Below are 12,229 nucleotides of genomic sequence, written 5' to 3'. Positions count from 1 at the left end.
TCACGCTGGGGATATGTGGATGTTCGGGCAGTGCCGGGACACCGGCGAGGCATGGCATCGAGGACGCGACCGAGACGCGTCCACCCTGGTGGGATTGGGGGTCCAGAAAATGGAACAGGTGTCCGAAGCCCGGGTGATTCCGGGGAAAGAACTCCTGCTGGCAGCCTTCCGTGGCTTACCGCACATGGATCATCCGATGCTGGAGGCCGCCGGAGAACTGGCGCAGCTGCATCAGACGCGCGAACGTACTCCCGCGAGTCGGTGCGACAAACTCGACCGGCGCCGAGCGCAACTCGTGCGCGGCATCGACCGCTGGGTCACCTTGGCGACGCCGATCCCGCCGCCCGCCGCGCCCGAACACACCGAGACCGTGGGTCACATCGTGGACCGCTTGGCCGTGCTGGCGGCCCAGGCGTTCGTGGCGCTGGCGCACGCGCCGGAATCGGTCTTCTACGACGCGTGGGTCCGGATCGACGAATTGGCCGACGGCTACCAGGATCTCGTCGACGACCTCCGCGCCGGAGCGAGACGACTACCTGAGGGGCGCTACGACCGCTGGTAGCTATCGGCCCCGCCCGAACAGCCGGAACGAGCGGCGGCGCCGGCGTGGCAGGGTCGCGTACACCATGGTCATGTCGGCGAAGACCTCGGCTTCCCGCTCGCGATCAGTGCCGAATTCGGCACGGCCGAGGACGTGTTCGATCGAGTGCGGCGAAATCGAGGGCAGGATGACGGCCAACGAGGGCGGCAACGGATCGCCGCGCTCCTGGTCTTTGTGGTGACCCAAGAGCATGTGGCCGATCTCGTGCAGGATGACGTGATCGGCGTTGCGGCCGGTCGCCGCGGCGTCGTAGACGATGATGTCGTCGTGCTTGCGTGCCACCCACAAGCCGCCTCCGCCGCAGCCGGTGTCGGCCAACATCGCCTTGGGCACCGGGTGCAGACTGATCGAGCGTCCGCGATGTGCGGCCACCGCGGCCAGATAAGAGGTCAGATTCCACGGGTTGGGGAGGGGCACGGTCCGGGTGGCATCCCCGAAACGGGCTTCCATGCTGGTCATCGGCGCCCACCTTACCTATCGGTCGGCGACTAGTCATCTGCGGAATCCGGGCATACCGATAAGGTGATCGCCAGCGGGACAACTCGATCCGTCACTCCGCAGAAGACCTGTCCTCCAACGGTTGTGCCCGCATAGACCGGATGGCCAGGTAGTTCAGGCCCCACAGCGCGATCCCGATGGCCAGCAGCACGCCGGCGATGGCGTACTGCGCCGGATTGCGGTCGGTGAAGGGCGTGACGAGAAAGCCGCAACTGAGCGCGCCCACGACGGGCAACGGCGTCGGCGTCCTGAAGTGCTTGTGCGGAACCGGGTCCCGGCGCAGCACCAGTACGGCGACGTTGACCACCGTGAACACCGCGAGCAACAGCAGGGCCGTGGTGCCGCCGAGTTCGGGCACCTCGCCGACGAACAGGATCAACCCGAGCGCGAGCAGCGTGGTGAAGACGATGGCGATGTAAGGCGTCCGGCGCCGCTGGTGTACGCGGCCGAACGGCCGGGGCAGCACGCCTTGTCGGGCCATGCCGTAGATCAGCCGGCTGGCCATCAGCATGTTGATCAGCGCCGAATTGGCGACGGCGAACATGGTGATGTAGGCGAAGATGTGGGTCGGGAAGCTGGGCGCGCCGACCTCGACCACCTTCAGCAGTGGGGTGTCGCCTTCGCCGAGTTGGTCGGCGGGTACGAGCGCGACCGCGCTGATCGACACCAGCACGTAGATCAGGCCCGTGATGATCAGTCCGGCGAGCAGCACCTTCGGGAAGATCCGGGTGGGCTCCTTGCATTCCTCGGCCATGTTGACCGAGTCCTCGAAACCGACCATCGCGTAGAACGCCAGCGTCGTGGCCACGATGACGCCGCCCACCGCGTTGCGCTCGCCGGTGTCGAACTCGACGATGCGGGAGAAGTCGCCGTCGCCGACGCCCAGCGCCCAGCAGCCGATCCCGATGACGATCAGCAGCCCGGTCAGCTCCACACAGGTGAGCACCACGTTGAGCTTCACGCCCTCGCTCACCCCGCGCAGGTTGATCGCCGCCACCACAGCCATGAACAGCAGCGCGATCAGCGTCACCGCGGTGCCGCTGCCGAGATCGAGATCGAAGGCCTCGGCGAAGTTGGCCGCGAACGCCCGCGACGCCGTGGAAGCGGAGGTGATGCCGGAACTCATCACCGCGAAGGCCACCATGAATGTGAGGAAATGGATGCCGAACGCCTTGTGGGTGTAGAGGGCCGCGCCCGCGGCGTGCGGGTACTTGGTGACCAGTTCCAGATAGCTGAACCCGGTGACGAGCGCGACCAGGAAAGCCACCAGGAAGGGCACCCAGACCGCCCCGCCGACTTCGTTGGCCACCTTGCCGGTGAGCGCGTAGATACCGGTGCCGAGGATGTCGCCGACGACGAACAGCAACAGCAACCCCGGCCCCATCACCCGTTTGAGTTCGGGTCCGGAATCGGATGTCGGATTCGCAGTGATCTCGGACATGCGTCCTCCCCTCGGCAGTAGGGCGAGGGTACCCATTACGGCGCGGAGTAGTCGTTCACCGGGCCGTATTTCGCCTGGATTTCACCTGCGAGCGGGCGCGCTACCGATCATCCCGGTCCATCTGGCGCACGGCCTCCACGATCATGGCCGCGGAGTCGCGCGGGCTCAGCGCCATGGCGCGCAGCTGATCGAATATCACCCCGAAGCGCCGGATCTCGGTGTGGCCCTCGATCAGCTCGTCACCCGCGATGCCCTCGACGTAGACCAGTTCGGGATCGGCGGGGTCGGGGAAGTCCAGCAAGGTGAACGAGCCCGCCATGCCGGGATGCGCGCCCGCGTCGAACGGCAGGATCTGCAGGATCACGTTCTTACGCTTGAGCTCTTGCAGCAGCCGCTCGAGTTGGCCCCGCATCACCGCGTGCCCGCCGACGGTACGGCGGATGGCGGCCTCGTCCAGGACGACCCACAGTTCCAGCGGGTCGTCCTTGGTCAGGTTGACGGCGCGATCCATCCTCGCCTTCGCCCTGCTCTCCATGACCGACGCCTCCAGCTTCGGCATCGAGGTGTCGATCACGGCGGTGGCGTACTCGTAGGTCTGCAAAAGGCCGGGAATGAAGGAGGTTTGGTAGTGCCGCGCGGACAACGCCTCGGACTCGAAGTTGATGTAGGCGGCGTAGACCTCCGAGACGCTGCCCTCGTAGGCGCGCGACATGCCCGGCTTCAGCGCGTCGGACAGCAACTCCAGCGCGTCCTCGCGCTGCTCCTCGCCGATGCGGTAGAGATCGAGCATCGCCATCAGGGTGCGCCGCTGCGGCCGCGCCTGCGCGGTCTCGATCCGGTACAGCGTGGTGACGTTGATCCCGGTCTTCGCGCTGACCTCTTCCTTGCTGAGCTGGGCGTTCTCGCGCATCTCGTGCAGCATCGCCGCCAGCCGCCGCAACCGGACGGTCAGTACGGTGCGCTTGCCTGCCATCAGTTCAACCCCTTCGGTCTGCGCACTTGCTGGAACGTGTTATGACGTTCGCCCTCGAATGCGGCCTGCGTGCGGCGGATCTGTGCCTGGTGTGGGCACAGCAACAGAGACTACCTCCCGTGATCCACGTTATGGTCGGGGTTTTCGTGCGCGTTGACGGCCGGTGGGCGATATCGCGGGATGAAGCGGACCGACTGCCCGGTCGCGCAGGCGGGTCGGGACTCGCCGAACTGCGCGGAGTGGCTTTCCGGGCGGCGGGAACGTCATCACCTGATGTCGCGGGGCGTCCCTGCCTGCCGGTCCTGGGCGGCAGCCGCGCCTGGGCGGCCTCGCGCGTCCAGCGCGGATTCCGGCCTGCGGGAGTCGGCGGCGCCAGTGCTGGTTGCCCCGGCAGCGTACCTATTGCGGATTAATTGCCAAGTAATTCATGTATAAGCAATAGGGCCATGGTGTCCAGGTAGACGGCGGATTCTTGAGGATGCGGAGAGTTTGCCACAATTTGGTTTCATCTCGTGTTCCCGGCCGTCGCCCCGGGGCGCCGATGGATAATGACCGCGTGACGAGGATGGACGACCTCGCGCTGAGAAGCGCCTCCGCGATCGAGAGCGTCATCGCGGGCACGCCGCAGAGCGTGGGTGGCTTCCGCTTCTGGTTCGAGGACGAGCGATGGGAATGGTCGGAGGAAGTGGCCGCGATATACGGCTACGCCGCGGGGACTGTACGACCCAGTACGGAGCTGCTGCTGGCGCACAAGCATCCCGACGATCGTGCGCTCGTCGCCGAGGCCGTCGCCACCGCCGTGCGAACCGGTGAGCCGTTCTGCGGACGCCACCGCGTCATCGACACCGCCGGGCGCACCCATCACGTCATCGTCGTCGCCGATCGCATGCTCGACGACCGGGAGTCGGTGGTCGGCACCGCGGGCTATTTCATCGACGTGTCCGGCACACTCGAGGAGAACCGGCAGGAGATCCTCGACGACACGCTGCCCGAACTGGTGGAGTCGCGGGCGGTGATCGAGCAGGCCAAGGGCGTGCTCATGGTCGTCTACGGCATCAATGCCGAACAGGCGTTCCGAGTGCTGCAGTGGCGCTCCCAGGAAACCAACATCAAGCTGCGGACGCTGGCGCAACAACTGGTCGGCGAAGTGCCCGCGATGGGTGGCGGGCCTGCGGCGCAACGGGCCCGCTTCGACCATCTCCTGCTGACCATGCACGACGTCCTGGCGTCGAAGTGAGCGCCGCACCGGTGACCGATACCCGATAGCGGCGGATGGTTCGTCCGGCGACTCCGGTGCCGGATCGCCCCGCCACGTCCTGAACCGGCCGTTTGCCTCCATGTGCCATCAGATCCTCGCGCCGCGGCGTCGCGCTGTGGACCGAACTCCCCGTTTGCCGTGGTGTCGCCGTCAAATGCCTGGTGCGCCAACGTCATCAACGGCAGGAGTGTTGCGTGACCTTCGCCCTTCGGCCGATCCCACTGCCGATAAGTCGGAGACAATTCATTAGAAGTAACCATAGTGGGAGGGAGTCGTTGTGGTCAGTGAGTACACATCGGCACTCGAGCGGGAGATCGTCGACATGCGCGGGCAACACCAGACCTTGCTGCGGACCGGGCGGCAGTGGTCGTTGCGCGCGATGTTCGGCACACCCGACTGGGACATCGTCGATTACTGCCGCGACTTCCGGCCCAATCGGTTCGGGGAGCAAGCCTGTACGGAGGTGGAACGTTTCTGCCGCGAGCACGGGATCTGGCTCGAGCCCGCGGGGCCGCACTACAACAGCATGACGCCCTACCTCCATCCCGGCGCCGTCAGCGCCGAGCGGATGACGATCATCGGCCTGTACAACGCGATCCTGTTCTGGCTCAACGACACCGTGGGCCGGGAGAAGTTCGGGCACCTCGGCGCGGACGAACAGCGGCAGGCGCGGGTGGCGATCGACCGGCTGTGCGCGCTCCTGTGCACGGGGTCGCTGCCGCAGGACGCCACCCCATTGGAGACTTCGACCTCGGCGTTCCTCACGATGCTGTCCGCCCGCGCGGACGCGGACTGGCTCGACCGGTTCATCGAAGCCACCGTCGCGCACCTGCGGCCCGCCATCCAGGACCAGAACGCACGCGCTCGCGGTGGACTGCTCAGCGTCGCGGAGTACATCGATCTGCGGGCCCAGGTCTCGGGCATGTATCCGGCGATCGCGCTGTGCGAGTTCGGCCGGGACGATTACCTGCCCTGGGAGCGGATCCTGCGGACGGGACTGGCCGGGGATCTGCTCCGGCTGCGAGTGCTCACCGTCGAGATCGGCGCGCTGATGAACGACGTGTTCTCCTTCGAGAAGGAGTGCATCGTCGATCTGGCGGACTTCAACCTGATCCCCGCGGTGCTGCTGAACCACCCGGGATGCTCGCTGGAGGACGCCGTGCAAGGCGCCACCGAGATCGTGCGCGCGCGCCTGACCGAGTTCCGGGAACTGTGCGCGGTGGCCACCGCACAATGCGACCGCCTGGCCGCGACGGATGCGGCCTTGGCGGCCACCGTCGCGACCCACCTCGCCGATCTGATCGCCTGCGTCCAGGCGACCTGGGTCTGGCAGGTGAAGACGCTGCGCTACAAAGGGGCGTCGATTTTCCGGGAGAACGGGTTGCAGTAAAGCCCCTACCCTCACCAATGCTGGGAATGCTTCCAGGCGGCAGTACTCGACGGTCTCGAACATGTGTGGATACGATGCGTCGGGGGCTATCTCCGGCCTGAATGGTGAGGGGGTTGCGGTGGAACAGATCGAACTCGCCAGGATGGCGAACTTGTGGTGGCGCGCTCTGCAGGCCGTCGCCGGTGGGTCCACGTCTGTACCGGACCCCGAGGTCGTGCTGCTCGGGATGGTCGAGGAGCTGGTTTCCGGCTTGGAAGCCGAACCCTTCGACGCGAGCGTCGGCCGGCGCGTGGGCGCTTCGCTGGCCTCCGCGGGGCTGCTCGGCCCGGCCGTGCCCAGTACGTCCGCCCAGGTCCTGTACGGGCTGGCCGAACAGTCGGCGGCCCCGGAGCCGGGGCGGCGGCTCGCGGCGCTGCTCGCCGAGGTCGGTCAGGGATACGAAGCGCAGCGGCGCACCGACGAGGACGCGGTGAGCGACGCGCACCGATCCGACGACGCGCGCTTCCGCGTGGTGTTCGACAACGCCGCGATCGCGATCGCCATCGGTGACACCGACGGTACGTTGCTGGACGTCAACCGGGGTCTGGCGGAGATGATCGGAGTCCCGGTGGAGAGCCTGCGCGGGGTGTCGGTCTACGACTTCGCACACCCCAACGATCGCGAGGGCATCCGCACGCTGGTGTACGAGAAACTGGTCCCGGCCGGCGCGGGCACGGTGAAGCTGGAGCAGCGCATCCGGCGCGCCGACGACAGTTACGGGTGGGCATCGTTCGCCATCACCTTCGTCAAGGGCGCGGAGGGGGAGAGCGATTACCTGCTCGCGGTCGGCGAGGACGTCACCGAACAGCACCGGATGCGCGAGGAACTGCATCGGCAGGCCCGGCACGATCCGCTCACCGGCCTGCCGAACCGGCGGCATCTCATCGAACGGATCGACGCGATGATCGCCGACGCCCGCAACGGGGACCGGGCGGGATTGTGTTTCGTCGACATCGACCGCTTCAAGCACATCAACGATCGCTACGGCCACGGCACCGGTGACCAGATATTGACCGCGGTGGCCGGACGCCTGCAGGACAGTGTGCGCGGTTCCGGGTGTCTGGTCGCCCGCATCGGCGGGGACGAATTCGTCGCACTGATCCCTCCCCCCGCCAGCGACCACCGAGTGGCCACCGTGGCGAACAGCCTGCTGGAGGCGTTGGTCGACCCGATCACGGCGGGTGACCGGCGACTACGCATGTCGATCAGCATCGGCGCGGTCGTGACCGCGGTCGCGGGCGCCGATGCCGAATCGCTGCTCGACGCGGCCGACACCGGCCTCTACCGGGCGAAGGCCGACGGTAAGGGCCGCTGGGTGTTGCACATTCTGGACACCGACACCTCGCTCGGTCCGCAACCGGTGTAGTGCGCGGCGGCGCGTGACTGTCGCGGCCGAAAGACGTCCGGCGTCCGCGTTCGAGCGGCTCAGGTTTCTCGGCGGGCCAGCAACCGGTGCAGGAACGCGGGCGGGATCATCGGTCGTTCCTCGTCCCAGCGGCCTTCGCGCAGGTCGTAGTTCAGGCTGTGCAGCAGCGACATGATCCAGGGACCTTCGTCGAGCAGTGGCCGGATGAGACCGGCATCGGCGTACCTGATCACGACCGGGGCCAACTCGTCCTTCGCCACCTCCGTCTTCCCCGATGCCGCTAGGCAGGATGCGAGCAGCAGCGATGCCTGTGCCGCGGCGCGTGGTCGTCGCTCGGCGTCGATGGAATCCCGCAGTTGCCCGGCGCGCGCGGCGGCGGCAGCGGCTCTTTTGGCGGCTCCTGAACGCAGCAGCATGCGGATCGCGGAGTCCTCGCGCATCTCGGCGGCCATTGTGGCGATACCGCCTTCGCCTGCCGGTGGTTCGGTGACGTAGGTGGCCGTCAGGCCGAGCCGGACCTGCTCGTTGGCCACGCGGGTGGCCAGGCGCGGCAGCTTCAGGGCACGCGCCACCTCGGCGCCTTCGTCCAGCCGTCGCGCGGCGGCGGCCAAGTCGCCGCGCAGGGCTTTGATCCGCGCGCCGGTGGCGTAGTTGGCCATCAGCAGGTCCACCGGGCCGCCCTCGGTCCCGAGCCTGCCCGCCTCGTCGAGCAGACGCTCGGCCGCGGCGAGCTGGTCGCGTTCGTAGAGCAGCTCGCCGAGCAGGGCGCCGGCCAAGCGAGCGGCATACGACCGCGGGCCCGACGAGGTGGTGGAGATCTCGACCGCGGTACGGAAGCTGTGTTCCGCCGTGGCGATGTCGAGCTGTTCCCTGGCCGCGATGCCGACCAGGCAGTGGCTGTACATCAAGGTGAATGTGCTGCGGTTCTTCCGATAGAAGGGGGTGGCCCAGTCGTTCCACTCCCGTGCCCGCTCGTAGTCGAACTTGCTGATCGCGGAGAACGCGGCGAGGTTCGCGGCCGCGCACAGCGCCCACGGACCCAACGTGTCGGCCCGGCCCAGGCATTTGCCGACGATAGCGTCCAGGCCTTCCGGGTGGTCGCCGAAGGCGCGCTCCACGCTCTCGATGAGGTCGGCTTCGAGCGCGAGATCGGGATCGGCGGCCGGGTCGTTCTCCAGTGACGCCCGCACCAGCCGCAACGCGGCATGCAATTCGGTCGGCCGCCGTAGCAGCGCGTGCGTCCAGGCGACACCGACCTGGAGCGCGGGGCGGGCGGCGGCGATGGCGGGCGGGAGTTTGGCGAGCAGTCCGAGGAAGGTGGCGAGCTGCCCGTCCTGCACCAGAGCGCGGGATTTCGCCTCGAGGAGATCGACGGCCATGTCGCCGTCGTCGGCGGCCAGCGCGTGGTCGATGGCCTCGCTGAGCATCTTGTGGTCGCCGAACCACGCCGCCGCCTTGCAGTGCAGTTCGGGAACTCGCTCGGGATGGTCGCGCTCGAGTCGCTGACGCAGGAACTCCGCGAACAGATGGTGGTAGCGGAACCATTCGCCGCTCTCGTCGACGCGGCGCAGGAACAGGTTACGGCGTTCGAGATTCTCGAGCAGGGACTGCCCGTGCGGCATCCCGGTCAGCGCCGTGACGAGGCTGCCGGAGATCCGCTCGGGAAGGGAGGTCGCGAGCAGGACCTCGCGCAGTTCCGGCTCGACGGTATCGAGCACGTTCTCGGCCAGGTACTCCGCGATGGCGTGATGACGCCCGGACAGGTGGGCGATCAGCGAGGCGGGATCGGGGTGCTCGCGCAGTGACAGCGAGGCCAGCTGCAAAGCCGCCGCCCAGCCCTCGGTGTAGTCGCGCAGCTCGGCGCTCTCGGTGTCGGCCAGGGTGAGGCCGGTCTGCTCGGTGAGGAAGTCCCGTGCCTCGTCGGCATCGAAACGCAATGCGGCGGCATCGATTTCGACGAGCTGATGGCGAACGCGCAGGGTGCCCAGCGGCAGGCCCTCCAGCGATCGGCTGGTCAGGATGATCTGCAGGTGCCGCGGACCCTGGTCGATCAGGTAGAGCAGGGCGTCGACGGCGGCGGGATCGGTGATCCGGTCCCAATCATCGATCACCAGCGCGAACCGCTCGTCGCGTTCGTCGATGGCGTTGATCAGCGTGGTGAGCACGTAGCGCGCGGCGGCGACGTCGCCCTCTTCGAGAACCGGGGCCAGGCCGGGCGCCAGCGCGGGGCTCACCCGGTTGAACGCCTCGATCAGGTGAGTGAGCAACCAGACCACGTTGTTGTCGTCGCGGTCCACGTTCAACCAGGCCACCGCCACCTTCTCGGTGTCGGCGAGGCGCTTGGCCCACTGCGCCGCCAGCGTGCTCTTGCCGAATCCCGCCGGGGCATGGATGACGGCGAGGCGGGGCCGCGGTTCGGTCTGCAACGCGTCGATCAGACGTTCGCGCTGGACCAGCGGCCGGGTGGACATCGCCGGGCGGAATTTGGTCTCGGGTGTCGGCGGCGTCTTGGGGTGCGGGGTGGGAAAACGCGCGGTGGCGGTCAGCGGCCGCGTGCTGAGGTCTTCGGGCGCGGGCTGATCGGCGGTGGGCAGGGTCATCTGCTCGACCGGCATGTCGTTGCCGCGCTGGATGTCGCGCAGCATCTCGCCGAACGCCGCGGCCGAGGGCGGACGGTCGGCGGGATTGTGCGCCATGCTGGTTTCGATGGCGGCCGCGACCTCGTCGGGGATGCCCTCCAGCCGCAGGTCCGGCAGCGGGTCGGCGGAGATGCGCAGGAACTGCGCGACGATCTGCTCGCCGGAACGCCGCTCGTACGCCGCGTGACCGGTGATCATGGCGAACAGCGTCGCGCCGAGCCCGTAGACGTCCGAGGCGACCGACGGGACGCCGGAGCGCAGCACCTCCGGTGCGGTGAACGCGGGCGAGCCGGTCACCACTCCCGTGGTGGTCTCGAAACCGCCTTCGACACGGGCGATTCCGAAATCGGTCAGTTGCGGCTCGCCGTAGTCGGTGAGCAGGACATTCCCCGGTTTGATATCGCGGTGCAGGATCCCGGCCCGGTGCGCGGTCTCCAACGCGCCGGCCAGTTTGACGGTGATCCCGATAGCCTCGGGTAACGGCAGAAAGCCTTCCCGGCGGATACGGCTCTCCAGTGAACCGTGCGAGTGATACGGCATCACGAGGTAGGGGCGTCCGCTGCGGGTGGTGCCCACTTGCAGGATCGGCACGATGTTCGGGTGCCCGGACAGCGCGCCCATGGCCTGCTGCTCGCGCAGGAATCGTTCGACGTTCTCCGGTTCCAGATCCGGCCGTGCGGTGAGGACCTTGACCGCGACGCTGCGGTTCAACGCCCGCTGCCGACAGCGGTAGACGACACCGAACCCGCCTTTGCCGATCACTTCGGGGTCGTCGAGACCCGCGCCCTCCAGTTCCCGCTCGATACCTGGAGGTCGATCGTGCTGTGTGGCGAACGGGTCCGAACCTGCCATGGCCCTGCTCTGCGTCGGATGTCTGTGGTCCTGCGGTTGGATACCCAGTTTATGCCCAGCGAACCGTACCCTTTGTTATTACGTTTGATATAGACGGTGAGGTGGGGGAGGGGTTATTGCGGTGACCCGGCGGTCGGCCCGGCTCGGCTACCGCGATTCGGCAACAAGCCTCTGGCGCGCTGGAAGTTGCTGTCTCGCAACGTTTGTTGCCGCGAAACCTGTCTATAGCGACCGTCATAGCGGGGGTTCCGGGTCGCTATGACGTATGTCAGAATCCGCGCATGACCATCGACGTCTGGGCGCAACATCCGACCCGGCGATTCCTCGCCCACGACATGTTCGCCTCGCTGCGGCGGTGGACCGGAGCCGTGATCCCGACCGACGAGGTCCCGCTGTCGTTCACGCTCGACGCGATGGACGCCGCCGGCGTCGACCGAGCGCTCATCTCCGCCTGGCACGCGCCGGAAGGCGTCCTCATCTCCAACGACGAGGTCGCGGCCTGGGCGGCCGAGGAGCCGGAGCGCCTGCTTCCTGTCGCGTCCGTGGATCTGCGCAGGCCGATGGACGCGGTGCGGGAATTGCGCAGGCGCGTGGACCAGGGATTCAAGGCGCTGCGGGTGCTTCCGTGGCTATGGGAGGTACCGCCGACCGATCGGCGCTTCTATCCGCTGTTCGCGGCGTGTGTCGAGTCGGGGATCCCGTTCTGCACGCAAGTGGGGCACACGGGACCGCTGCGCCCGTCGGAGCCGGGGCGACCCATCCCGTACATCGATCAGGTCGCGCTCGACTTCCCGGAGTTGACGATCGTCTGCGGACACATCGGCTATCCGTGGACCGAGGAGATGATCGCGGTAGCGCGCAAGCACGAGAACGTCGTCATCGACACCTCGGCGTACACGACGAAACGTCTTCCCGCGGAACTGGTGTCCTACCTGAAGTCAGGGAGCGGTCGCCGCAAGGTGCTGTTCGGCACGAATTATCCGATGATCTTCCCGCAGCACGCGCTCGACGGCCTCGCCGCTCTCGGTCTCGATGACGAGACCCGCGAGCTGTATCTGGCCGGCAATGCTCGACGGGTCTTCGGGCTGGCCTGACCGGTGCGCGCGGCGGCGTGTCGGCCGTGTGTTGCGCGACGTTCCGCGGCTCGGGCCATAGGATTCCCCGGCGCGTAC

At 67.5% G+C, this 12,229-nt stretch carries 9 protein-coding genes; 5 read left to right on the top strand and 4 right to left on the bottom strand.

Going from position 1 to position 12,229, the window contains the following annotated elements:
* Nucleotides 1-118: 118 nt before the first annotated feature.
* The gene (locus ON21_RS18465; protein WP_245562648.1) at nt 119-562 is read left to right on the top strand and encodes a DUF4254 domain-containing protein; all 444 of its coding nucleotides are present in this window, start codon (nt 119-121) and stop codon (nt 560-562) included.
* Here the strand turns inward: ON21_RS18465 and ON21_RS18460 are convergent, their stop codons facing one another.
* The 3 genes from ON21_RS18460 to ON21_RS18450 all read right to left on the bottom strand — a co-directional run bounded on the left by ON21_RS18460 (nt 563) and on the right by ON21_RS18450 (nt 3,513).
* Nucleotides 563-1,060, bottom strand: coding sequence for a hypothetical protein (locus ON21_RS18460; protein WP_039799437.1), 498 nt, complete (start codon nt 1,058-1,060; stop codon nt 563-565). It abuts the gene before it with no gap.
* 91 nt (nt 1,061-1,151) lie between these two features.
* Nucleotides 1,152-2,540, bottom strand: a complete 1,389-nt coding sequence (locus tag ON21_RS18455; protein WP_039799436.1) for an APC family permease — start codon at nt 2,538-2,540, stop codon at nt 1,152-1,154.
* Between the two features lie 100 nt (nt 2,541-2,640).
* On the bottom strand, nt 2,641-3,513 hold the full coding sequence (locus ON21_RS18450; protein ID WP_039799435.1) for a helix-turn-helix domain-containing protein: 873 nt from the start codon (nt 3,511-3,513) through the stop codon (nt 2,641-2,643).
* Nucleotides 3,514-4,078: 565 nt separating this feature from the next.
* Between ON21_RS18450 and ON21_RS18445 the strand changes: the two genes are divergently transcribed.
* From ON21_RS18445 to ON21_RS18435, 3 genes are all read left to right on the top strand, one after another.
* Nucleotides 4,079-4,750, top strand: a complete 672-nt coding sequence (locus tag ON21_RS18445; RefSeq protein ID WP_039799434.1) for a PAS and ANTAR domain-containing protein — start codon at nt 4,079-4,081, stop codon at nt 4,748-4,750.
* Between the two features lie 298 nt (nt 4,751-5,048).
* Nucleotides 5,049-6,161, top strand: a complete 1,113-nt coding sequence (locus ON21_RS18440) for a terpene synthase family protein (RefSeq protein WP_039799433.1) — start codon at nt 5,049-5,051, stop codon at nt 6,159-6,161.
* A 118-nt stretch (nt 6,162-6,279) separates the two neighbouring features.
* Entirely contained in the window at nt 6,280-7,566 is a 1,287-nt protein-coding gene (locus ON21_RS18435) for a GGDEF domain-containing protein (protein WP_245562647.1), read from the top strand.
* A gap of 59 nt (nt 7,567-7,625) precedes the next feature.
* On the opposite strand, the gene ON21_RS18430 is transcribed toward ON21_RS18435, so the two are convergent.
* Complete coding sequence (locus ON21_RS18430) at nt 7,626-11,057, bottom strand: serine/threonine-protein kinase (RefSeq protein WP_039799432.1); 3,432 nt, start codon at nt 11,055-11,057, stop codon at nt 7,626-7,628.
* A 281-nt stretch (nt 11,058-11,338) separates the two neighbouring features.
* Between ON21_RS18430 and ON21_RS18425 the strand changes: the two genes are divergently transcribed.
* A complete protein-coding gene (locus ON21_RS18425; protein WP_039799431.1) occupies nt 11,339-12,151 on the top strand; it encodes an amidohydrolase family protein in 813 nt (270 codons plus the stop codon).
* The last annotated feature ends 78 nt before the right edge of the window (nt 12,152-12,229 follow it).

Source organism: Nocardia araoensis NBRC 100135 (assembly GCF_000308435.1).
GTDB classification, from domain to species: Bacteria; Actinomycetota; Actinomycetes; order Mycobacteriales; family Mycobacteriaceae; genus Nocardia; species Nocardia araoensis.
The sequence above is the reverse complement of the archived record's forward strand: the minus strand, read 5'-3'. Positions and strand labels throughout refer to the sequence as shown.